Raw genomic sequence first — 21,202 nt, 5'->3', positions numbered from 1 at the left:
AGCGTGCGGGACAGACCGGTGCGGTCACCGACGTGCGCCACTCCTGGCAATGCAAAGGCCCGCGCACGATCCGCGTGGCTGAGTGGCATTTCGAGGATGTCGCCAACCGGCAGTCAAATGTCGTTGCGCGGCGGTCAGGCCGCTTGGTTGTCTGGTGGTGCGGGTCCGCCGGGTTCACCGGGGTTGTCGGCCGGATGTGGGGCGCCTGGCTGGGCGTCGCCGATCTCGTTACCTTCGGCCGGCTTGGCCGTCGCCGCAATGTCGTTGTCGCTGTGAGGTTCTGGTTCCTCGGGTGGGCGTAGGAGTCGTTCGGGGCGGTGGTAGTTGTTGATTCGGGCTTGGCCGGTGTCCAGTGGCGGCGGTGGGGTCCATTCGACTTCGCAGCGCTCGTTCATCTGGGTGGTCCAGCCACCGTGGTCATTGACATCGCGGTTGTCGGGCCCGCAGGCCAGGCCGAGTTCGTCGACGTTGGTGTTGCCGCCTTGGGCGAAGTCGGCCTCCACATGGTGGCCCTGACAGCCGTAGGCGCCGACGGGGCAGCCGGGTTTGGTGCACCCACCGTCGCGGGCGATCAGCATGATCCGCTGGGCCGGGGAGGCGATCCGTCGAGTGCGGAACAGATCCAGCGCTGATCCGGTGGCGCGGTCGAACACGGCCAGGTAGTGGTGGGCGTGGCCGGCCATCCGGATCACCTCGGCGATCGGCATCACCGTGCCGCCGCCGGTGACACCGACCCCGGCGCGCGATTCCAGGTCTTGCAGGGTGGTGCGGATGATCACCGACACCGGCAACCCGTTGAGCTGCCCCAACTGTCCGCTCATCAGTGCGATGCGCCCGCCGGCGAGGAGCGCGTCGTGTTGGCGTTGAGCCAGGCTGCGCTGATCGTGGTCGATCTGGGCCTGTGACGGCGTGCCTGAGGTGCACGGCTCAGGATCGTCGGGATTACACATCCCGGGGGCGGCGAATTTGGCGAAGATCGCCTCCCACACCGCCCAGGCTTCCGGGGTCAGCGTCGCCGACACGTCGACCATGCCGTCCTCGCGCTGTTTGTGTTTGGTGACCGCGCGCTTGCGGGCGCGTTCGCGCTCGTCGGGTTCGGGTCCGTCCTGATCGAGCAGGAACAAGGTCCGGTCCGCGGAGTCTTTGAGTTCTTTGGGGCCGTTGCCGACGGCGGTGCGGACCAGGTCGACCTCGATGCGCTCCCGCGTCGCGGTGTCCACGAAGCCGGGCAACTTGGCCATGGCTTTGCGGATCACCTCGACATGCTCGGCGTTGATCAGCCCGTGGGCTTGGGCGGCCGCAGTCGCGGGCAGCACCGGCGGCAACGCTTCTCCGGTCATGGCTTGGCGTGGCGCCAACACCGCGGCCTCGGTGAGCCGGCGATGCGCCTCGCTGGTCGAGATCCGCCAACGGACTGCCAGGACCTCTTTCCAGGATTTGGCACCCATCTGGGGCGGGGTCGTCTCGGCCTGCAACCGCGCCAACAACCGGTAACTCAACGCGGGCAGTCGACACCCCACAGTTTCGAGCTCATCAAGAGCCGCAACGAGATCGGGCCGAGTCAGCAGGTCGACATCACACGCCGCCATGTCGTCGAACGCAGTGCGCAGCGCGGTGACCGCGGCCTGTACGTCGCTTCCCGACATAGCTCGAACATACATTCGACCACCGACAAATGGACCAACCGTCGGCGGACGAACGGATTCTCGCTCGCAGGTTCGCGATCCTGTCCCCGGTCCATGTCAGGGGTCGAGTCGGTGACCGGACGAGGGGTCGAATCGGTGACCGGACGAGGGGTCGAATCGGTGACCGGACGAGGGGTCGAATCGGTGGCGTGATCAGAGCCGGCGATCTACTCGGCCAATCGCGCGACGTTTCACCAGTTCTTCCGTCAGGCCCACAAGTCCAGAACAGGTTCGAGCGGTCCGGGATTCTTCAGGTCGTTCGCAGGGGGCTTGGAGCGCGGCGTCGAGGCGATCGGTGCTGCTGCCGGCCGCAGATATGTCGGCGGACCCGCTGGCCCCCGGCGAGTGGTTATTCAACTCGCCGGGGCCAGCGCAGCCGTTCAGCAGCAGCCGTTCAGCAGCAGCCGTTCAGCAGCAGGCGTTCAGCGTCGCCGGCTTCGCAGCGTCCGTCGCGGCGCCGCCACAGCAGACGCCGCTCTCGGCGGTGCCGCCGTCGGCGTGTCCGGGGCTGACGCCGAAGGTTTCGGAGTCTGCCAACACGGTGTAGACCTCCCACTTCTCGCCGGCCGGTCCGGTCACCCAGACCTTGTCCTGCGTCGCGAAGCAGCACGTCGTGTTCATTTCTTCCTCGGTGAACAGCCCCTCACCGGCGAGCCGGGCGATCTCGGAATGCACGGTGTCGCTGGAGTCGACCTCGACCCCGAGGTGGTTGATGGTGCCGCCCTTTCCGGGGTTCTGGAGCAGCACCAGTTTCAGCGGCGGCTCGGCGACGGCGAAGTTGGCGTACCCCTCCTTCACCTTGGCCGGTGGGGTGTTGAAGAGCTTGGAGTAGAACGAGATTGCCTCGTCGAGGTTGTCGACGTTGAGGGCCAGTTGAACGCGGGACATGAGGATTCTCCTACCTGTGAGACATATATCGAAGAAGCGCGCTGCCGTCATCGTGCCAACCTTTTTGATATATGTCAACAGACTGGCATAATCGGGTCATGCCGAAAGCGCTGCCTAGCATCGATATCTCCGCGCCGGTGTGCTGTGCACCCGTTGCGGCGGGACCCATGAGCGATGAAGACGCGCTACAAGTGGCGCTTCGCCTGAAGGCGCTCGCCGACCCGGCGCGGGTGAAGATCATGTCCCACCTCTACAGCTCCGCGGCCGGGGAGGAGAACAGCGGCAGCCTGGCGAAGGTCCTGGGCCTGACGGAGTCCACCGTCAGTCACCATCTCAGCCAGCTTCGGCGGGCAGGGCTGGTGGAATCAGACCGTCGCGGGATGAACGTCTACCACCGGCCGCACCGCGACGCGATCGGCGCGCTGTGCGTGGTGCTGGACCCGAACTGCTGCGCCTGAGGGGAAGCCTAAGGGGCCAGGCGGAGGCCTCGCAGTCCGCACCCTGAGTCGAATGTGCTTGCAGCCGTCAGGTTTTCGGTGACTCCGATGCGGCGACCACCCAGCCCGGCGCTGTGTGTTCAACACTGGTGGTTACCCCGAGCGGCCGCCTCGCAGAGGCGCCGAGCGCAACCAGACCGCTTCGTGGTCCTCCGCTGACGTTCGCGTACTCCGGGCCGACCCGGGCAAACCTGTGCGGGAACGGTCCGTCAGAACGGACTGCTGTTGGAATGCGCCTGGGCGTCGTCGGGTCGCGGCCCGAAGCGGCGGACGTAGTCCTCGTGCATCTGGGCGTCCCTCTTGCGCTTGATCACGTCGACCAGGTTGGGGTCCATGCCGTGCTTGGCCAACCGGTGCCTGCGCCACACCTTGTTCAGTGCAAGGGCCATCAGAAGCGCCCAGATGTAGATCGGCGCGGTCATCTCAAGGCGCATGTAGATAGGTGCGGGAATCAGCCAGAGTGGCGCGAGGATCAGCAGCGGGGGGATGGCGTAGCGGATCATGTGCCTGCGCACCGCGCCGTCGCCGGCCAGATCCTCGGCGACCCAGCGGTTCATCGACGCGGGCAGCCGTCGGCCGTAGCAGTACGTGAGGTACTGCCACATGGTCGGTTTGTCAGTGCCTTGCGGCTCATCGAGGGGCATCGGTGACTTCCTTCTGGTGGTGGTTCACGACTGCTGGTGGTGGTTCACGACTGCAGCGCGCCGGCCGCAACGGCGGCCGAGTTGATGCGGGTCAGGACTTCGTGCAGATGCTCGAGCTCGGCCACGTCGACGCCGAGGCGCTCGATCACGGCCGCCGGGATGTCCAGCGCGCGCCGGCGCAGCTCGGCACCGGCATCGGTGAGTTGGACGTCGGTGGAGCGCTCGTCGGCGGTGTTGCGTGCCCGGGTGATCAACCCGATCGCCTCGAGGCGCTTGAGCATCGGCGACAAGGTGGCCGAATCGATCTGCAGCGTCCTGGCGATCTGCTTGACCGACATCGGGGACGGCCGCCCCGATGACCGCTTCTGCTGATCCCACAGCGACAACATCACGAGGTACTGCGGATGGGTCAGTCCCAGCGGCTCCAGCAGTGGCCGGTAGATGGCGAGCACAGCCCGGTTGGTGGCCGCCAGCGCGAAGCAGACCTGGCGCTCCAGCGCGAGCGGGTCGAGCTCCTGGGCGGCGGGCGTGGCCATGGTTACATCGTGCGCTAATTGTTAGCGCCCTAGCAATATCGTGTGCGTCACGTCGGGCCGATCGTCACGCCGGCGATCCGTTCCAGGGGTTTGACCACCGAGGTGAAGTCCGACGACGGCCCCTCCTCGTCCTGTGTCTGCTCCCAGAGGCGCATCACCGATTCCGCGAGGGCCACCGGAGTGCCCAGCGCGCGCGCTTCGTCCAGGTACAGCAGAACATCCTTGGTCATCAGCCCTGTGGCGAACCCGTAGTCGAAGGTGCGCGGGAGCACGGCGCGGGGGAATTTGTCGCGGCTGGCGTGCGTGCCGCCCGACCCGGCGTTCAGGACGTCGATCACGACCTGGGGATCCAGGCCCGCCTTGACGCCCATCACCATGACCTCGGCGGTCGCGGCCAGTGCGGTGGCGGCCATCAGATTGTTGATCAACTTCATCGTCTGCGCCGCGCCCGGTTGTTCGGAGACGAAGATCGCCCGCCCGAGCACCGCGAACACCGATGCGAGGGCCTCGAACTCGGGGCGCGGTCCCGACACCATCACCGCGAGAGTCCCGGCCCGTGCGCCGTGCACGCCGCCGCTCACCGGGCTGTCCAGCGCCGCGATGCCCCGTGCGCTGAGTACCTCCCGATTGCGTTGCGCCGCTTGCTGTCCCACGGTCGACAGATCCACGAACCGGCGCACCCGCGATCCCTCGGCGACCTCGGAGGCGACCGAGTTGGACACCTGCGGGGTGGGCAGGCTGGCCAGCACCGTCTCGGCGCGGTCGGCGACGTCGCGGGCCGACGTGCGGGCCTCGGCACCCGCCCGCACCGCCTGCGCGACGACGTCGGCCCGGGTGTCGAAGACCAGCACACGGTGCCCGGCCTCGACCAGTCGGGTCATGATGGGAAATCCCATGTTCCCCAGCCCGACGAAACCGAGTTCGGTGTTCATCGGTTACTCCGCTTCGAGTTCGGCGAACGCGGTCTTGGCCACCCGGAAGCTGTCGACCGCTGCCGGGATGCCCGCGTAGATTCCGACCTGCAGGAAGATCTCGCGGATCTCGTCGCGGGTGACCCCGTTGTTCAACGCGCCCCTGATGTGGGTGGCCAGCTCCTGCGGCCGGTTGAGCACCGCGATCATCGCGAGGTTGAGCATGCTGCGGGTCTTGAGTGGCAGGCCGTCCCGTCCCCACACCGCGCCCCAACAGTATTCGGTGACCAGATCCTGCAACGGCTGGGAGAAGTCGTCGGCGTCGGAGGCTGCCCGCTGCACGTAGTCGGCACCGAGCACCGTCGTCCGGATCTGCCGGCCCAACTCATAAGTCTGCGGGTCCATATCGCTCTCCGTTTCTGGGTGTCGGATCAGGCCGGCGGTGGCGTGCCGATCAGCACCGCGCTGAGCCGGCAGCCGTCCGGCCCGGCCCGCCACGCATGGTCGACGCCGGCCAGGACCACCAGATCGCCCTGCTCGAGGCGGTGCGCCCCGTCGTCGAGGACGAGGTCGACGCTGCCGGACAGCACCGTCTCCAGGTCGAGTGTGTCGGTGTGGTGCATCGGCGTCTCGGAGTCCGGCCCCAGTTCGACGATCATCCAGCGGGCCAGGCCCGGTGCGATGCCCTGGTCGATCAGCGGAGCGGCCCCGTCGGGACGGGCCGGTGGCGGGCTGGCGGTCGTCGCGAACGGTATGCCCATCGCAAAGCCCGGCGCCAGCTGGTCAAGCGCCAACTCGTCCGCGCTGACGACGCACGACCTGCCGTCAGCGTCGACCCCGGTGATCAACGTCCGCACTTTTCCTCGCTTTCTGCCGGCGCTAGGCCGGCCCTGGCGGCGGCCAGGCGTCAAGATGGTGACATTGATTGCCCCCGTTGCGTTTTGCACGGTACATCGCCATGTCCGCAGCAGATACCAGGCGGTCGATCGTCGATTCGAACGCCTCGACGGGAACATCGCGCAGCGCCGCGACAGCCGTGCCGATGCTCGCAGTCAACCCGACCGGCAATGCCGTGATCGCGTCACAGACCTGCTGGTAGTGGGCCGCCGCCGACGGGGATCCGGTGACGTCGGCGATGAGGAACTCCTCGCCGCCACTGCGGGCGACCACTGCGGTCGACGTCGCGGTGGTCCGCAACGCGTCAGCCACTGCGATCAGCGCCTGGTCGCCCGCGATGTGTCCGCGTGCATCGTTGAGCGCTTTGAAGTGGTCGAGATCCATCAGTGCCACCACCAGATAGCGACCCTCGCCGTGACTGCGGGCCAGCAGGCTCAGTATCTGCCTGCGGAAGGCCCGTCGGTTCAGAAGTCCGGTGAGCGGGTCGTGGTCGGCGTAGTGCAGATCGCCTCTCAACGCATGGAGCAGGATACGGATCGCGAGTGGCACGGCGATGTTGATCTGCACCACCAGGAACAGATCGACCGCCGCCAGCGCGATCCGCCCTTGGGCGGCCAGTTGGATCGCCTCGACGGTCGCCACCCCGATCGCGATGACGATATTGCCGAGCAGCAGCCGTGTGGTGTGAAAGAAGGCCAGGTACGCGCCGTTGGTGGTGAAGGCGATGCAGCCGAGCAGCGCGGCGAGCGGGTCCGGATAGGCCAGGCCGGCCAACGCAACCGAGAACGCCGTCACCGTCGCGAACGCCGCGGACTGCAGGCGGGACGGCCAGTGCCAGAGCCACAACATCACACCGGCGACGCCGCCGGCGACCGACAGCCACATCATCGCCCGCTGCGGTTGCCCCTCCGGACCGCCCGCGCTGAATATCAGCAGCAGGACCGAACCCGCCATCAGCAGCGCGATCGATGCGATCAGCAGGCGTACGGCCGGCTTGGCGCCCCGCGCATCGAGAAACCCGCTGAACCACTCGTAGTGATCAACGCGCCGCTGATCCCACTGCATCGCACACCATCTCGTCGCCGTTGACAGTCCCGTTATCCAATACCTCCAGAGGCGGGTAGGGGCCGGATCCCGCCGATCGCGATGCAACTCACATCGGACCATAAGCTGGCGGTCTGGCCGGATCCTTGCCCGGCGTTCGCGCGCGCCCGTAGCCTCGTGGATGTGTCCGGCCTGACCGCTGTGCGAGCCGATGACCTCGCAGCGCTGACCGTTTTCGACGGGATCAGCGTCGAGGCCCTGGTACCGCTGGCCGCGCAACTTCGCCCGTTGACGGCCGCGGCCGGCCAGGTGCTCATGCAGCAGGGCGAACTGGCGGTGTCCTTCCTGTTGATCGGCAGCGGCCGTGCCGAGGTCGTGCACGGCGGCGACGACGGCCACGACACCGTCGCCGAACTCACCGCCGGTCTGATCGTCGGCGAGATCGCGTTGCTGCGCGACGCCCCACGGACCGCCACGGTGGTGGCCACCGAGCCGCTGACCGGCTGGGTGGGCGGTCGTGAGGCGTTCGCGACCATGCTGGATGTACCCGGGATGATGGATCGGCTGGTGCGCACCGCGCGGCAGCGCGTCGCCGCGTTCGTCACACCCGTCCCCGTCGAGATGCGCGACGGTACCGTCCTGTATCTGCGCCCGGTGCTGCCCGGAGATGTCGAGCGCACCGTCGGGGGCCCGGTCGAGTTCTCCAGTGAGACGCTCTACCGGCGCTTCCAGTCGGTACGGTCGCCGTCGAAGTCGTTGCTGGCTTATCTGTTCGAGGTGGACTACCTGGATCACTTCGTGTTCGTGCTGACCGAGGGGCCGGACGGGCCGGTGGTCGCCGACGTCCGCTTCGTCCGTGAAGAGCACAGGTCGGAGCAGGCGGAGATCGCGTTCATCGTGGCCGATGCCTATCAGGGCAGGGGGATCGGCACGTTTCTGATGGGTGCGATCTCGGTGGCTGCCGGATACGACGGCGTGCAACGTTTCACCGCCCGGGTACTCAGTGAGAACTACGCCATGAGGTCGATCCTCGATCGTTTCGGCGCGGTGTGGCACCGCGATGACCTCGGCGTCGTCACCACCGAGATCCCGGTGCCTGAGGTCGGCGAACTCGGCCTGTCGCACGAGTTGGTGACCCAGATCCGCGGTCTGGCGCGGCAGGTGATCCGGGCTGCCGGATGACGCGGCCGCCGCTGACCAAGGACACCAGACTGTGCATCTCGCTGGCGGGTCGCCCTAGCAACATCGGCACCCGGTTCCACAACCATCTCTACGAGGTGTTGGGTCTGGACTTCATCTACAAGGCGTTCACCACCACCGACATCGTCGCGGCCATCGGTGGCGTGCGCGCACTCGGCATCCGCGGGTGCTCGGTGTCCATGCCCTTCAAGGAGGATGTGCTGCACCTGGTCGATCATGTCGAGGCTTCGGCGCAAGCCATCGAATCCGTGAACACGATCGTCAACGATGACGGCCGACTCACCGCATCCAACACCGATTACCTTGCGGTGCAACAACTCATCGGAGAACACGGGCTCGACCCTGAGGACACCGTGATGATCCGCGGCAGCGGAGGCATGGCGAAGGCGGTCGGTGCCGCGTTCGCCGGAGCCGGTTTCCGCACCGGCTTCGTGGTGGCCCGCAACCCCGAAAGCGGTCACGCGCTTGCCGACCGGCTCGGCTACACCTACGTCGCCGACGTCGGCACCGTCACCGCGCCGATCATCGTCAACGTGACACCCATCGGCATGGCGGGTGCACCCGAACAACGCGAACTGGCGTTCGGCGCGGCCGCGATCGCCGCGGCCGACACCGTCTTCGACGTGGTGGCGTTACCGTCCGAGACACCGCTGATCAAGGCGGCCCGGGCGGCGGGGGCGCAGGTGATCACCGGCGCGCAGGTGATCGCGCTGCAGGCCGCCGAACAGTTCGAGCGCTACACCGGAGTGCGTCCGACCCCTGAACAGATCGCCGAAGCGTCCGCGCTGTCGCGGGCCTGACGGCGGCTCAGGGCGTGATCGTGGTCTGCTCGTCGATCGCCGAGGTGGCCTCCATCAACGGATACGCCACCTCCTCGGTGCCGTCTGCGATCAACTTGAGCACGAACAGCCCGTCCTGGGCCGGAATCACGACGGTCTTCTGCGCCACCAGGTGGTTGACGCCGTCCTTGGTGTAGAAACCGCCGATCTGGGTGGCGTCGAACCCGCCGAGATTGCTCGGCTCGCCCTTGTCGGCACCCTCGAACCCGGGCAGATTGCGGGTCTCGTTGGGGGCGTATTCGATGATCTTCGCCGAGTCCACGTTGCCGGTCAGCTTCGTCACGAACGCGACGATGGTGGCCGGTTGGGCCCCCGGCGGGCCTGCGGTGTAGATGATGGCGTCGTAGGCCCCCTGGGGCGCGCGCGGCCCCGCGGCCTCCCACCCTTGCGGGAACGGCAGATTGATCGTCGGCGCGCCCGGATCACCACGCAGCACCGGGGTTTCGGCGATGCCGTTCTCCTCGATGTACTGGGCGAGGGTGATACCGGGTCCGGCGGCCGGCGTCGGTGACGCCGGGCTGGCCGCGGTCTCCGATGTCGCCGAAGACGAGGCGGCGCTCGGCTTCTCGTCCGTGGAGTCCGAACCGCAGGCGGACAGTCCGATTCCGAGCGCGACGGCGGCGATCGCGGCGACGCCCGCCCGCGTGGCGATGGTCATGTCGTCTCCTGTTCGCCGGCCACGGGTGTCGACGGGCTTGTGCGCAACGACGGCCGGATCACAGCGCAGCATATCGAGCTGAAACGGGGGATTTCATGCAAGGCTAGCGAATTTGCTGGCCCAGGCCGGGACAGTGTTTGCCGAAACCGTCCGGAGCCGATCCGCCGGTGGTACATGTTGCCTGTACCGACGCGATGGTTGGGGGGTCGGGACATGAGATTGATCATTCGCCCGTTGGCCGCACTCTTTCTCGTGCTCGCGAGCGTGGCGGCGCTTCCGCTGTCGTGGACGCTGTCCGGTGTCGTGGTCGCGCTCACGTCGAACACCACCGCGCTCATCATGGGTGGGTCGTTCCACCCGCTGGCCGAACCCGCCGACGCCCCGCCGTTCGTCACCGCCTATCTCGACAACGCGGTGACCGGCCATCTCGATCCGGCGTTCGCGGACGCGTCCGGCCCGGTGACCAACGCCGTCGCGGTGTACACCCCTGAACAGTTCTTCCCGATCGGGCAGCTCACTTTCGCCAGGTCTGTGGCTGAAGGACTGGTGAACCTGCACCGGTGCCTCGGCGCCGAAACGGACTGTGTGTTCAACGATGATCCGGCCATCCGGCCGCATGCCGTCGCACCCCGGGCCGGGGACGCGATGATGGCGTTCGGGTATTCGCAGAGCGCCGTGATCGCCTCGCTGGCCAAACTCGATCTGATCCAGCGGTACCAGCCCGGTGACCCGAGCGTGTCCTTCATGCTGGTCGCGAACCCGATGCGGCCCAACGGCGGAATATTGATGCGGCTGCACGGCTGGCCGACGATCCCGATCCTGGAGATCCCTTTTCCCGGCGCGTCGCCGACGGACAGCGCCGTCCTGCCCGACGGCAGGCATGTCTATCCGACCGTGGACGTCGCCCGGCAGTACGACGGTCTCGGCGGCGATTTCCCGGTGCGTCCGCTCAACCTGGTGGCCACGGTCAACGCGCTGCTCGGATACGCCCTGCTGCACGGCAGCGCCGTCGACATCCCGCTGGCGCAGGCGCGTTTCCAGGGCCGCCAGGGCGACACCGGCTACTACCTCGTCGAGACCGACCTCGTCCCGCTGCTGCAGCCCTTCGCGTTCTTCGTGCCCCGGCCGATCCTGAAGGCGATCGACGCACCGCTGCGCGTCGTCATCGAGGACGCCTACGACCGCGATGTCGGCCCCGGCGTGGCGACACGCGCCAGTTGGCGGCCGATCAAGGACATCGTCGGGCTGGCGGCCCGGCTCGTCGCGTCGATCCCGGTGGCGGTCGACAACCTCACCGAGGGGCTGGGGTTGGGGCGGGTGCTGGGAACGACCGAGCCCGGGGCGTTCGGCGTCGGAGGCCCGGACCTGCCCGCCGAACCCGAGCCGGCCGTCCCCGACGAGAGTGTGGAACCGGCTGTGCCAGAACAGGATCCGGAGTCTGTCGAGTACGACGGTGGACGCGCCGCCGGTGAGGGATCCGCCGGTGAGGGATCCGCCGGTGCGGAGTCCGTCGACCGGGTGGAGCCCGACGCGGCGCCGGTGGAGTCCGACCCGGCGCCCGTGGAGGCCGACCCGGCGCCGGAGAAGTCCGACCCGGGGAGTGACGCGTCCGCCGACGACGGCGAGGCCGGTGCCGCAACGACTCCGACGGAAACCGACGAGGCTGACGAACCACCGGATGAGGACACGGCCGAGGCCGCCTGAGTGGCGCGCCCCCGCGGCGCCCGCCCCGTGATATCAACAGCCCGTGAGGCTGATCGCCGTGTGCGCGCTGGCCCTGGCGGGCGTCGGCTGCGCCCAGTCGTCCGGGCCGGCACCCGCGCCCGCCTCGCAGACGACGGCCCGGCTCACAATCGATCCGACCCGCATCGACCGCGCCCGCGACGCGCTGCCCGACGGCTACGAGGTGGCCGCATACACCGGCCCGCCGGCGCCGTTCGCGGTGTGGGGTTTTCGCGGCTCGCCCGTCACCGATCCCGCGCCGTGTGCGGCGCTGGCGGCACCCGCGGTCGACCCCGGCACCGCGCGGGGTTGGTCGGCGTCGGGCCCGGGCGGGATCGTGTACGCGGTGGTGGCAGGCGCCGCGGGCCCCCCCATTACGGCGGTGCGCGCCGATTGTGCGCGGTGGACCGCGGTGTCCGGGCACACGACGGGCGTGGTGACCGGCGTCCCCGGTCCGGACGTCGCCTCGGCGCAGACCGTCGGGATGAGCGGGACCGCCACCACCGTCGTCGAAGGAGGAACCGAAACCCGCTCGCATTCGGAGACTTTCGTCGCCTACCTGGACGGGTACGTCTGTTTCGTGGCCGTCGTCACCGACCCCGGGTCTCCGGATCCAGCCCTCGCACCGGGCTTCGCGTCGGACCTGCTCGCCGAAACGGTGTCGACGCTGCGCGGCTGAGCCCGGCCACGCAGGTACATTGACGGCGATGTCGAACCCACCGAAACATCGGGCGGTCGCGGCGGTGGTGTGCGCCGGCCTGGTGGCCGCGTGCAGCGCCGGACAGTCAGCGGACCTCTCGAACGCCGATATCGCCCGGGTTTCCGAGCTGAAGTCCAGCTTCCCCGCCCCGTTCACGGTGAACTCCGTCGGTCCCGCGGGGATCGACCCGCGCTACCTCACCGCGCAGAAGCTGCCCCCGGGGCTGACGTTCGACCCCGCCGACTGCGGGACGTCGGCCGGCCAGCAGGCCATCCCCGAGGGCGTCAAGGGCAACATGGCCGCCACCACCGCCGAGGGCGACGGCGTGCGGTACATCGTCCTCGCGGTGGAGACCTCGGAGCCGGTCCCGGTGAACGAGCCCACCGATCAGTGCGGCAAGGTCACCTTCACCGGCCCCGGACTCCGCGGTCTTGTCGAGGTCGTGGAGGCTCCGCAGATCGACGGGGTCCGTACCGTCGGCACACACCGGGTGCTGCAGACGACCTCAGAGCAGGGACCGCGCACCGGCGAGCTCTACAACTACGTGGCTCATTTCGGGACCTTCATCGTGATCGTCACCGCCAACCCGCTCGTCGTCGACGGCAAGCCCGCCGCCCGGGTCGACACCCAGCGGGCCCGCGCTCTCGTCGCGCAGACCGTCGAACTGGTGAAGGGCGCCTGAGTCACCTGACGTCGTGCGGGCGGAACTGGATGCTGATCCGGGGCCCGACCGGGCGGGCGGTCTTCGGAACCGCGTGCTCCCAGGTGCGCTGGCACGATCCGCCCATCACCAGCAGGTCGCCGTGGCAGTGCCGTATCCGCAACGAGGGGGCGCCGCCACCGCGCGGGCGCAGCGCGAAAACCCTTGTGGCACCCAAGCTCACGATGGCGACCATGGTGTCCTCGGTGCTGCTGCGACCGATGTTGTCGCCGTGCCAGGCGACGCTGTCGTCGCCGTCGCGGTACAGACAAAGGCCTGCCGTGACGAACGGCTCACCGAGCTCGCCGGCGTACGCGTCGTTGAGCCGCCTGCGCAGCTGCTTGAGGCGCGGATGCGGGGCCGCGGCGTCGACCAGGTTGTGGAAGCTGACCAGGCGCGGCACATTGAGCACCCGGTCGTACATCTGTCGCCTTTCGGCGCGCCACGGGATCTGATCGCGCAGTTCGCCGAACAGGGCGTCGTCGGCCGCACCGTCCTGGGACAACCACCCGGACCGGACCTCGAGCCACGCGCCGTCGCCGAGGTCGCGGCGCTCGGAGTGGTCGAAGAGAGCGCTTTGCAGAGCCGGCTCCATGGCCCGAAGTCTATCGCACAGGCGTTCGAAATATTCTGCGCACGAGGAGCAAATGTCTTCTGCGCACGCGAGGAGCAGATGTCTTCTGCGCACGCGAGGAGCAAATGTCAGAGGCGGACCGGCCCCGGCCCCTCCTCGGAGAGCACGTCGCCCGGATTGGCCAGCGCGCACACCTTCAGGCTCAGGCAACCGCAGCCGATGCAGCCGGCGAGGTTGTCGCGCAGCCGCTGGAGATGCACGATGCGCTGGTCGAGATCCTCCCGCCAGCCTGCCGACAGCCTGGCCCAGTCCTTGCTGGTGGGTACACGATCGGTGGGCAGTGTCGCGAGGGCTTCGCGGATGCGGGCCAGCGGGATGCCGAGCCGCTGCGACATCCGGATGAACGCGACCCGGCGCAGCGTGTCGCGCGCGTAGCGGCGCTGGTTGCCGCTGGTGCGCCTGCTGCTGATCAGTCCCTCACGTTCGTAGAAGTGCAGGGCCGACACGGCCACCCCGCTGCGCACCGCCATCTCGCCCGGTGTGAGTTCGTGGGCCGACTCCATGACCTCAACCCTAGTTGAGGTGACTTTTGGCGTTACGGTGCTAGATGTGACGGATGCGACGCTGGGATGCAATTCGGAGGTCGGCAGGCTTCGGGTCGTCATCCTGCATCGCCCGGGGCCTGAGTTGCAGCGGTTGACTCCCCGCAACAACGACACCCTGCTCTTCGACGGGCTGCCCTGGGTGGCAAGGGCTCAGCAGGAGCATGACGCGTTCGCCGAGTTGCTGCGGTCGCGGGGGGTCGAGGTGCTGCTGCTCGGTGTGCTGTTGACCGAGGCGCTGTCCAACAGCGGCGCGGCCCGCATGCACGGCATCTCCGCTGCCGTCGATTCCCGCCGTCTCGGTGTGCCGCTGGCCCAGGAACTTTCGGCGTACCTGCGCACACTGGACGCGGCTGCGCTGGCCCGCATCCTGATGGCGGGCATGACGTTCGACGAGTTGCCGTTCGGGGAGAACGAGTTGTCGTTGGTGCGGCGCATGCACCACGGTGCGGACTTCGTCATCGACCCACTGCCCAACCTGCTGTTCACCCGCGACTCGTCGTTCTGGATCGGTCCGCGGGTGGCGATCACCTCGCTGTCGATGCACGCGCGGGTGCGGGAGACGTCGCTGACCGATCTGATCTATGCCCACCATCCCCGCTTTCTCGGGGTGCGGCGGGCCTACGAGTCGCGGTCGGCACCGATCGAGGGTGGCGACGTGCTGCTGCTCGCGCCCGGCGTGGTGGCGGTCGGCGTGGGGGAGCGCACCACACCTGCCGGGGCGGAAGCGTTGGCACGCAGCCTGTTCGACGACGACCTCGCGCATACGGTGCTGGCGGTGCCGATCGCCCAGGAGCGCGCCCAGATGCATCTGGACACGGTGTGCACGATGGTCGACACCGATGCGGTGGTGATGTACCCGAACATCCAGGACTCGTTGACCGCCTTCACGATTCGCCGTGAGTCGGGCGGGGTGAAGATCGACCGTGCCGCACCGTTCGTCGACGCGGCCGCCGACGCGATGGGAATCGCCAAGCTGCGGGTGATCGACACCGGGCTGGATCCCGTCACCGCCGAGCGCGAGCAGTGGGACGACGGCAACAACACTTTGGCGGTAGCGCCCGGCGTGGTGGTCGCCTACGAGCGCAACACCGAAACCAATGCGCGCCTGGCAGATTCGGGTATCGAGGTGCTGCCGATCTCGGCCTCGGAACTCGGTACCGGCCGCGGCGGGCCGCGCTGTATGTCATGCCCGGCCGGCCGCGACCCGCTCTAGTTTGTTTCCGCCGAAATTGCATTCCAGCAGTGGAAGTTCGAGTGAGGGCCTGCTGGAATGCAATTTCGGCGGGAACTCAGCGCCAGGACGGCAGCCAGATCTGCATGTTCCAGGTGTGCTGGGAGATCGGCAGGCCGGTCAGGATCGGGTAGAGCCAGGCGAAGTTGGTGACCACCATTGCGACGTAGAAGCACACCACCAGCAGCCCCAGCGTGCGGCGCTCGGTGGACAGACTGCTCCTCACGTCCGCGGTGTTCTGCCCAGGCTTGTACAGGATGTCACCCAGGATCATCGCGATGATCATCACCAGGAACGGCGCCATCGTCGCGGCGTAGAAGAAGTACATCTGCCGGTCGATGTCGGCGAACCAGGGCAGGAAGCCCGCGCTGTAGCCGACGAGCAACACCGCGTAGCGCCAGTCCCGCTTGACGAATGCCCGCCACACCGCCCACGCGAGCACCGGCACCGCGAGGAACCACATCGCCGGCGTGCCGACCAGCATCACGGCCTTCACGCACGACTGCGCCCCGCACCCCGACACGTTCTCGGTGTCGATCGCGTACAGCACCGGGCGCAGCGACATCGGCCACGTCCACGGCTTGGACTCCCACGGGTGGTGGTTGCCGTCGGCGTTGGTCAACCCGGAGTGGAACCGGTATGCCGCATACGTGTAATGCCACAGCGACCGCAACGCGTCCGGGATCGGCAGCACGCTGTCCGGCCCGATCGAACGACCCACCTGGTAGCGGTCCACCGCCGTCTCGGAGGCGAACCACGGTGCATAGGACGCCAGATAGACCCCGAACGGGATCAGCACCAGCGCGTACAGCGACGGGCCCACGTCGCGGCGGAACGTACCCAGCCACGGCCGCGGCACCCGGTACTGCCTGCGGGCGGCGATGTCGAACGCCACCGTCATGACGCCGAAGAACATCACGAAGTACAGGCCCGACCACTTCGTCGCGCATGCCAGGCCGAGCAGCACCCCTGCGCCGAAGCGCCACCATCGCACACCCAGCCGCGGCCCCCACGGCGTCTCGGCGATCCGGCCCTCCACGAACGCGATGTGCATGCGTTCGCGGATCTGGTCGCGGTCGACGATCAGAGCGCCGAACGCCACCACCACGAACACCGTCAGGAAACCGTCCAGCAGCGCCGTGCGCGCAGTGACGAAGCTGACCCCGTCGGCGATCAACAGCAGGCCGGCGATGCCCCCGACAAGGGTGGACCGGCTGATGCGTCGCGCGATGCGCACCACGAGCAGCACCAGCACGACACCGCACACCGCACCGGAGAACCGCCAGCCCAGGCCGTTGTAGCCGAAGATCGCCTCGCCGATCGCGATCAGTTGCTTGCCGACCGGCGGGTGCACCACCAGCCCGTAGCCGGGGTTGTCCTCGACGCCGCCGTTGTGCACCATCTGCCAGGCCTGCGGCGCATAGTGCTTCTCGTCGAAGATCGGGGTGCCCGCGTCGGTCGGGGAGCCCAGGTTCAGGAACCGTGTCACGGCGGCCAGAGCGGTGATGACGGCGGTCATCGCCCAGCCTTGCAATCTGTCCACCGGGCCGAAATCGGCCACGGGCGCGACCGGTCCGGGGCTGATGACCGGGACGGTGCGACCGCTCCTCTCGAGTTGGTCGGTCGGGGCGGTCACGCCTGCGATCGTAGGCTGTCTGGCATGACGGCCGGACGACTGTTGGTGGGTGCCACGCCGCTGGGACAGCCGTCGGACGCGTCGGCGCGGCTGGTGCGGGCGTTGCGCAGCGCCGATGTGATCGCCGCCGAGGACACCCGCCGGGTGCGCACGCTCGCGCAGGCCCTTGAGGTCAAGCCCGTGGGTCGCATCGTCAGCCTCTACGACCAGAACGAGGCGTCCCGGGTGCCCGCCCTGCTCGACGACATCAAGGGCGGCGCGACGGTATTGCTGGTCAGCGACGCCGGGATGCCGCTGATCAGCGATCCGGGCTACCGACTGGTGGCGGCGTGCGTCGAACACGACCTTCCGGTGCAGTGCCTGCCGGGTCCGTCGGCGGTGACGACCGCACTCGCGGTCGCCGGCCTGCCCGCGGAGCGGTTCTGCTTCGAGGGATTCGCGCCACGCAGGCAGGCGGCCCGCAGGACCTGGCTGCGGTCGCTGTCGGCTGAGCCGCGGACCTGTGTGTTCTTCGAGTCACCGCGCCGGCTGGCCGAACTTCTGGGTGACGCCGTCGAGGTGCTGGGTCCCGACCGTCGGGCGGTGGTGTGCCGTGAGCTGACCAAGACGCACGAGGAGATCGTGCGCGGCCGGCTGGGTGAGCTGGCCGAGTGGGCGGCCGACGGCGTGCTCGGCGAGATCACCGTGGTGCTGGAGGGGGCGACGCCGACGGCAGACCCGGACGCGCTGGTGGCCGAGGTGAACCGGCTGGTGGACGACGGGATGCGGGTCAAGGATGCGTGCGCACAAGTGGTCGCGGCCACTCCCGGGTCCCCGTCGAAGCGGGAGCTCTACGACGCGGTGCTGCGCGCGCGCGGCTGAACGGGCACGGCGACGGGCACGGCGTTGACGATCGGCGCCGCCTTGTGCAGGCACTCCTCCCACTCGAGGTCCGGATCCGAGTCGGCGGTGATGCCGCCGCCGACCCCGAGCACTGCGCTACCGTCGGCGCCGAACTCCACCGTGCGGATCGCCACGTTCAATTCGCAACCGGCCACTGGCGACGCTAAACCGACTGTGCCGCAATAAATTCCACGTCGATGTGGTTCCCAGCCGGTCAGTAGTCCGCGGGCCCTGGATTTCGGCGTGCCGGTCACCGACGCCGGCGGGAACGTCGCGTCCAGCAACACCGCCGTCGGGGTGTCCTCCGGCACCCGTGCCGACACCGTCGACACCAGGTGCCACACGCCGGGCGCCGGGCGCACAGCCAGCAGCTCGGGCACCGACACCGAACCTGTGCGGGCGACGCGGCCCAGGTCGTTGCGCACCAGGTCGACGATCATGATGTTCTCCGCGACGTCCTTGACGGACGCCCGCAGGGTCGCCGGGTCCGCGAAGTCCGGCAGCGTCCCCTTGATCGGGCTCGACGTGACGGCCTCGCCGCAGCGCCGCAGGAACAGCTCCGGCGACAACGACGCCACCGCGCCCCAGTCGCCGGCCACGAACGCCGCGCGGGCCGGAACGGTACGTGCGGCCGCCTCGGCGAAGAAGTCGACCGGCGCGCCGGCGAGCACCCCGGCGAACTGCGTGCACACACATGCCTGGTACACCTCGCCCGCGGCGATCGCCTCCAGGCAGGCGAGCACGCCACGCCGGTGTGCGTGCCGGTCGGGTTCACCCCAGGTGACGACGGCGTCACGGGGATCCGGAACCGACTGCACGGCCTCCGTGACCCATCCCGGAAGTGCTGCGCCGCTGAGGCTTTCGTGCCACCACACTCCGTCGCGGTCGCACCGCAGCACCGTATCGGCCCAGCCTCCCGCCGCCTGCGGGATGCGCGGGCCCAGCCCGTCGGCCCCGCCGTCGGGATATGACAGATAGCCGAACCATCCGCCGCCCACCGGCCCGTCGCAGCGGCTGCCCGGCGTGACCGCGAAGGCGTCCCGCGGCGCGACCTCGCCGGCGATCAGCGACGGCGCGATGACCGCGCGTGAGGAAAACCAGTCCCCGAGCAGTGCGGCCGGCGGTGCGATGCCGGACGCGGACGCCGCCGCGGCCAGTGTGCGCAGCACCGTCGGGGCACTGCCCAGATCGCCGAGCCGCTCGATGCGCACCGACCCATTATCGGCTGATCTGTCGCGGCACCTTCACACCCGCCAACTTCTCCGGGTTGCGCATCGCGTAGAAGTTGGTGATCCGGCCGTCGACCACCTCGAAGGTCACCACACCCTCCAGGTTGTCGCCGAGGTAGAGCACCAGGGCCGGCGCGCTGTTGTAGACCGCGGGCTCGACCCTGCCGTCGGCGCCGGCCTGTCGGACGAAGCCCATGATCAACCTGGCCACCCGGTCGGCGCCCGCCACCGGCCTGCGCGCCGCGCTGACCTTGCCGTCGCTGTCGGCCGTCCACACCACGTCGGGGGCCAGCATCGCCATCAGCCCGTCCAGGTCGCCGGTGGCCGCGGCGGTGAAGAACCGGGTCGTGATCTCGGTGGACACCTTCGGGTCGACGGGCTCGAAGCGTTTGCGCCGGGACTGCACATGCGCGCGGGCGCGGTGCGCCGTCTGGCGCACCGCTTCCGTCGACTTTCCGAGCGTCGCGGCGATCTCGTCGTGCCCGAACCCGAACACCTCCCGCAGCACGAAGACCGCACGTTCGTCGGGACTCAGCGTCTCCAGCACCACCAGCATTGCCATCGACACCGATTCGGCCAGCACCACATCCGCGGACGGATCCGCCTCGGTCAGAAGCGGTTCGGGCAACCACGGGCCCACGTAGTCCTCGCGGCGGCGGGACTGTGCCCGCAGCGCGTTGAGGGCCTGCCGGGTGACGAGCCGGGCCAGGTAGGCCTTGGTGTCGGTCACTGCTGCCAGGTCGACCTCGGCCCAGCGCAGATAGCTCTCCTGCAGCACGTCGTCGGATTCGGTTGTGCTGCCCAGGATCTCGTAGGCGATCGTGAACAGCAGCGGGCGCAGATGGGTGAACCGGTCGGCGTGTTCGCTCACGACGACACCGGTTGGGCCGCCAGCTTCTGCTGGCGCTTGCCACCCTTGAGCCAGAAGTAGCTGCCCGGCTTGCGGGCTTCGCGGGACAGGAACGAGATCGTGCCCTTGCAGACCGCCTCCTTGACGCTCGCCGCGGTGCGCCCGCCGATGTAGAGCGGCATCACCCTGTCGTCGAGGTGGGCGATCTGGATCAGACCCGCCGAGCGGCCCAGGCTGATGCACTGGCCGGTGAAGGCCTGGTTGATCGGTTTCGGCGTGGTGCCGGCGATCCGGCTCAGCACCGTGTTCGCGGCCTGGGCGCCGAGCGGGATCGCCGCCTGGCAGCTCATGCGCAGCGGCAGGTCCGACGGGGCCGCCGCATCGCCGGCGGCGACGATGCGGGGATCGTCGACACTGGCCAGTGTCTCGTCGGTCAGCAGCCGGCCGATCGCATCGGTACTCAGGCCGCTGCGCACCGCCAGGTCGGGCACACCGAAACCCGCGGTCCAGATCGTCACAGCGGAGGCCACCCGGCGACCGTCGGCCAGCACCACCGCATCGGCGAGCACCTCGGTGACGGTCGCGCCAGGACCGTCGATCACGTCGACGCCGAGTTTGGTCATCCGCTTGGCGGCCGCCCGGCGGCCCCGCGTGCTCAGATACGGTCCCAGTACGCTGCCGCAGACCAGCGTCACGCGTCGGCCTTCCTCGGCGAGTTCGGCGGCGGTCTCCAGGCCGGTGGGTCCGGCGCCGACCACAACGATCGGCGCGTCGGCCGCCGCGGCCGTCACAGCGGTACGCAACGGTGCGCCGTGTTCGTACTCGGAGATCGGATAGGCGAACTCAGCCGCGCCGGGCACGGTCGGTGCGGCGCCGGTGCTGCCGACGGCGTAGATGAGGTAGTCGTAGTCGATGCTGCCGCCGGAGGCGAGTTCGACCCGGCGGGTGGGCGCGTCGATCCGCGTCACCGAGTCGACGACGAGCGCGATGCCCTCGCCGACTACGTCGGCGTAGTCCACCACTGCATCGTCGGATCCGGTCACGAACTGGTGCAGCCGGATGCGTTCTACGAACTCGGGTCGGGGGTTGACCAGCGTCACCCGCAGGCCGTCACGTGACATCAGCCGGTTGGCCGCCATCACGCCGGCGTAGCCGCCGCCGATCACGACGACGTGGGTCCTCTGTGCGGTCATGGTGTCTCCTCTCGAAGGGGCTTGTGCCCTCAAGACACCGCGCGGTGCCGGAATGTGACACCGACGCCGCGACTGTGGTTC

At 68.8% G+C, this 21,202-nt stretch carries 23 protein-coding genes; 8 read left to right on the top strand and 15 right to left on the bottom strand.

The genetic code is table 11. From position 1 onward, the window contains the following. Window positions 1-134: 134 nt before the first annotated feature. Window positions 135-1,661 carry an HNH endonuclease signature motif containing protein gene (locus BN976_RS12705; RefSeq protein WP_036371062.1) on the bottom strand — a complete coding sequence of 509 codons (1,527 nt, stop codon included), beginning with the start codon at window positions 1,659-1,661 and terminating at the stop codon, window positions 135-137. 432 nt (window positions 1,662-2,093) lie between these two features. Next, window positions 2,094-2,573, bottom strand: a complete 480-nt coding sequence (locus BN976_RS12700; protein ID WP_011781973.1) for an ArsI/CadI family heavy metal resistance metalloenzyme — start codon at window positions 2,571-2,573, stop codon at window positions 2,094-2,096. Between the two features lie 98 nt (window positions 2,574-2,671). On the opposite strand from BN976_RS12700, the gene BN976_RS12695 reads away from it, so the two are divergent. Beyond that, window positions 2,672-3,031, top strand: coding sequence for an Rv2640c family ArsR-like transcriptional regulator (locus tag BN976_RS12695; RefSeq protein WP_036371061.1), 360 nt, complete (start codon window positions 2,672-2,674; stop codon window positions 3,029-3,031). Window positions 3,032-3,279: 248 nt separating this feature from the next. Here the strand turns inward: BN976_RS12695 and BN976_RS12690 are convergent, their stop codons facing one another. The 6 genes from BN976_RS12690 to BN976_RS12665 are packed head-to-tail and all read right to left on the bottom strand — an operon-like array spanning window position 3,280 to window position 7,123. Then, entirely contained in the window at window positions 3,280-3,714 is a 435-nt protein-coding gene (locus BN976_RS12690) for a DUF5313 domain-containing protein (protein WP_011781971.1), read from the bottom strand. A 44-nt stretch (window positions 3,715-3,758) separates the two neighbouring features. Then, entirely contained in the window at window positions 3,759-4,250 is a 492-nt protein-coding gene (locus BN976_RS12685) for a MarR family winged helix-turn-helix transcriptional regulator (protein ID WP_011781970.1), read from the bottom strand. A 47-nt stretch (window positions 4,251-4,297) separates the two neighbouring features. Further along, window positions 4,298-5,182, bottom strand: a complete 885-nt coding sequence (locus BN976_RS12680) for an NAD(P)-dependent oxidoreductase (protein ID WP_011781969.1) — start codon at window positions 5,180-5,182, stop codon at window positions 4,298-4,300. 3 nt (window positions 5,183-5,185) lie between these two features. Beyond that, window positions 5,186-5,566: a carboxymuconolactone decarboxylase family protein gene (locus BN976_RS12675; RefSeq protein ID WP_011781968.1), complete on the bottom strand. Its 381-nt coding sequence runs from the start codon at window positions 5,564-5,566 to the stop codon at window positions 5,186-5,188. Between the two features lie 26 nt (window positions 5,567-5,592). Further along, the gene (locus BN976_RS12670) at window positions 5,593-6,018 is read right to left on the bottom strand and encodes a cupin domain-containing protein (RefSeq protein ID WP_036371058.1); all 426 of its coding nucleotides are present in this window, start codon (window positions 6,016-6,018) and stop codon (window positions 5,593-5,595) included. 22 nt (window positions 6,019-6,040) lie between these two features. Next, window positions 6,041-7,123, bottom strand: coding sequence for a GGDEF domain-containing protein (locus tag BN976_RS12665; protein WP_011781966.1), 1,083 nt, complete (start codon window positions 7,121-7,123; stop codon window positions 6,041-6,043). Window positions 7,124-7,285: 162 nt separating this feature from the next. Here BN976_RS12665 and BN976_RS12660 point away from each other — a divergent pair, with 162 nt between their 5' ends. Continuing rightward, window positions 7,286-8,284 (top strand): acetyltransferase Pat, encoded by a 999-nt coding sequence (locus tag BN976_RS12660; protein WP_011781965.1) that lies wholly within the window; start codon window positions 7,286-7,288, stop codon window positions 8,282-8,284. Continuing rightward, window positions 8,281-9,102 carry a shikimate 5-dehydrogenase gene (locus BN976_RS12655; RefSeq protein ID WP_011781964.1) on the top strand — a complete coding sequence of 274 codons (822 nt, stop codon included), beginning with the start codon at window positions 8,281-8,283 and terminating at the stop codon, window positions 9,100-9,102. Before BN976_RS12660 ends, BN976_RS12655 begins: the two co-directional genes overlap by 4 nt. A 7-nt stretch (window positions 9,103-9,109) precedes the next feature. On the opposite strand, the gene lpqN is transcribed toward BN976_RS12655, so the two are convergent. Then, window positions 9,110-9,799 (bottom strand): envelope biogenesis lipoprotein LpqN, encoded by a 690-nt coding sequence (lpqN, locus tag BN976_RS12650; protein ID WP_011781963.1) that lies wholly within the window; start codon window positions 9,797-9,799, stop codon window positions 9,110-9,112. A 213-nt stretch (window positions 9,800-10,012) separates the two neighbouring features. Here lpqN and BN976_RS12645 point away from each other — a divergent pair, with 213 nt between their 5' ends. From BN976_RS12645 to BN976_RS12635, 3 genes are read left to right on the top strand one after another with little or no spacing between them, the layout of a single operon-like run. Further along, window positions 10,013-11,503 (top strand): PE-PPE domain-containing protein, encoded by a 1,491-nt coding sequence (locus BN976_RS12645; RefSeq protein WP_036371056.1) that lies wholly within the window; start codon window positions 10,013-10,015, stop codon window positions 11,501-11,503. Window positions 11,504-11,546: 43 nt separating this feature from the next. Continuing rightward, window positions 11,547-12,200 carry a DUF5642 family protein gene (locus tag BN976_RS12640; protein WP_011781961.1) on the top strand — a complete coding sequence of 218 codons (654 nt, stop codon included), beginning with the start codon at window positions 11,547-11,549 and terminating at the stop codon, window positions 12,198-12,200. Window positions 12,201-12,228: 28 nt separating this feature from the next. Further along, window positions 12,229-12,903: a DUF5642 family protein gene (locus tag BN976_RS12635; protein ID WP_036371051.1), complete on the top strand. Its 675-nt coding sequence runs from the start codon at window positions 12,229-12,231 to the stop codon at window positions 12,901-12,903. Window position 12,904: 1 nt separating this feature from the next. Here the strand turns inward: BN976_RS12635 and BN976_RS12630 are convergent, their stop codons facing one another. Next, window positions 12,905-13,516: an alpha-ketoglutarate-dependent dioxygenase AlkB family protein gene (locus BN976_RS12630; RefSeq protein WP_036371049.1), complete on the bottom strand. Its 612-nt coding sequence runs from the start codon at window positions 13,514-13,516 to the stop codon at window positions 12,905-12,907. 107 nt (window positions 13,517-13,623) lie between these two features. Continuing rightward, complete coding sequence (gene soxR / locus BN976_RS12625; protein ID WP_011781958.1) at window positions 13,624-14,058, bottom strand: redox-sensitive transcriptional activator SoxR; 435 nt, start codon at window positions 14,056-14,058, stop codon at window positions 13,624-13,626. A gap of 46 nt (window positions 14,059-14,104) precedes the next feature. Between soxR and arcA the strand changes: the two genes are divergently transcribed. Continuing rightward, complete coding sequence (gene arcA / locus BN976_RS12620; protein ID WP_011781957.1) at window positions 14,105-15,313, top strand: arginine deiminase; 1,209 nt, start codon at window positions 14,105-14,107, stop codon at window positions 15,311-15,313. 76 nt (window positions 15,314-15,389) lie between these two features. On the opposite strand, the gene BN976_RS12615 is transcribed toward arcA, so the two are convergent. Continuing rightward, window positions 15,390-16,967 carry a dolichyl-phosphate-mannose--protein mannosyltransferase gene (locus tag BN976_RS12615; protein ID WP_036371047.1) on the bottom strand — a complete coding sequence of 526 codons (1,578 nt, stop codon included), beginning with the start codon at window positions 16,965-16,967 and terminating at the stop codon, window positions 15,390-15,392. Window positions 16,968-16,991: 24 nt separating this feature from the next. Between BN976_RS12615 and rsmI the strand changes: the two genes are divergently transcribed. After that, window positions 16,992-17,828 carry a 16S rRNA (cytidine(1402)-2'-O)-methyltransferase gene (rsmI, locus tag BN976_RS12610; protein ID WP_011781955.1) on the top strand — a complete coding sequence of 279 codons (837 nt, stop codon included), beginning with the start codon at window positions 16,992-16,994 and terminating at the stop codon, window positions 17,826-17,828. Here the strand turns inward: rsmI and BN976_RS12605 are convergent. From BN976_RS12605 to BN976_RS12595, 3 genes are read right to left on the bottom strand one after another with little or no spacing between them, the layout of a single operon-like run. After that, on the bottom strand, window positions 17,798-19,060 hold the full coding sequence (locus tag BN976_RS12605) for an aminodeoxychorismate synthase component I (RefSeq protein ID WP_011781954.1): 1,263 nt from the start codon (window positions 19,058-19,060) through the stop codon (window positions 17,798-17,800). The two genes, rsmI and BN976_RS12605, sit on opposite strands and share 31 nt — an antisense overlap. 7 nt (window positions 19,061-19,067) lie before the next feature. Continuing rightward, window positions 19,068-19,949 carry an RNA polymerase sigma-70 factor gene (locus tag BN976_RS12600; RefSeq protein ID WP_036371045.1) on the bottom strand — a complete coding sequence of 294 codons (882 nt, stop codon included), beginning with the start codon at window positions 19,947-19,949 and terminating at the stop codon, window positions 19,068-19,070. Beyond that, the gene (locus BN976_RS12595) at window positions 19,946-21,121 is read right to left on the bottom strand and encodes an NAD(P)/FAD-dependent oxidoreductase (RefSeq protein WP_036371044.1); all 1,176 of its coding nucleotides are present in this window, start codon (window positions 21,119-21,121) and stop codon (window positions 19,946-19,948) included. The genes BN976_RS12600 and BN976_RS12595 overlap by 4 nt, the downstream gene beginning before the upstream one ends. Window positions 21,122-21,202: the final 81 nt, after the last annotated feature.

This window comes from Mycolicibacterium austroafricanum (assembly GCF_000612725.1).
Classification (GTDB): Bacteria; Actinomycetota; Actinomycetes; order Mycobacteriales; family Mycobacteriaceae; genus Mycobacterium; species Mycobacterium austroafricanum.
The sequence above is the reverse complement of the archived record's forward strand: the minus strand, read 5'-3'. Positions and strand labels throughout refer to the sequence as shown.

Bases quoted from the DNA above. Each gene is read 5' to 3' on its own strand.
- BN976_RS12705 (WP_036371062.1), bottom strand. From the start codon at position 1,661: ATGTATGTTCGAGCTATGTCGGGAAGCGACGTACAGGCCGCGGTCACC.
- BN976_RS12700 (WP_011781973.1), bottom strand. From the start codon at position 2,573: ATGTCCCGCGTTCAACTGGCCCTCAACGTCGACAACCTCGACGAGGCA.
- BN976_RS12695 (WP_036371061.1), top strand. From the start codon at position 2,672: ATGCCGAAAGCGCTGCCTAGCATCGATATCTCCGCGCCGGTGTGCTGT.
- BN976_RS12690 (WP_011781971.1), bottom strand. From the start codon at position 3,714: ATGCCCCTCGATGAGCCGCAAGGCACTGACAAACCGACCATGTGGCAG.
- BN976_RS12685 (WP_011781970.1), bottom strand. From the start codon at position 4,250: ATGGCCACGCCCGCCGCCCAGGAGCTCGACCCGCTCGCGCTGGAGCGC.
- BN976_RS12680 (WP_011781969.1), bottom strand. From the start codon at position 5,182: ATGAACACCGAACTCGGTTTCGTCGGGCTGGGGAACATGGGATTTCCC.
- BN976_RS12675 (WP_011781968.1), bottom strand. From the start codon at position 5,566: ATGGACCCGCAGACTTATGAGTTGGGCCGGCAGATCCGGACGACGGTG.
- BN976_RS12665 (WP_011781966.1), bottom strand. From the start codon at position 7,123: ATGCAGTGGGATCAGCGGCGCGTTGATCACTACGAGTGGTTCAGCGGG.
- BN976_RS12655 (WP_011781964.1), top strand. From the start codon at position 8,281: ATGACGCGGCCGCCGCTGACCAAGGACACCAGACTGTGCATCTCGCTG.
- lpqN (WP_011781963.1), bottom strand. From the start codon at position 9,799: ATGACCATCGCCACGCGGGCGGGCGTCGCCGCGATCGCCGCCGTCGCG.
- BN976_RS12645 (WP_036371056.1), top strand. From the start codon at position 10,013: ATGAGATTGATCATTCGCCCGTTGGCCGCACTCTTTCTCGTGCTCGCG.
- BN976_RS12635 (WP_036371051.1), top strand. From the start codon at position 12,229: ATGTCGAACCCACCGAAACATCGGGCGGTCGCGGCGGTGGTGTGCGCC.
- BN976_RS12630 (WP_036371049.1), bottom strand. From the start codon at position 13,516: ATGGAGCCGGCTCTGCAAAGCGCTCTCTTCGACCACTCCGAGCGCCGC.
- soxR (WP_011781958.1), bottom strand. From the start codon at position 14,058: ATGGAGTCGGCCCACGAACTCACACCGGGCGAGATGGCGGTGCGCAGC.
- rsmI (WP_011781955.1), top strand. From the start codon at position 16,992: ATGACGGCCGGACGACTGTTGGTGGGTGCCACGCCGCTGGGACAGCCG.
- BN976_RS12595 (WP_036371044.1), bottom strand. From the start codon at position 21,121: ATGACCGCACAGAGGACCCACGTCGTCGTGATCGGCGGCGGCTACGCC.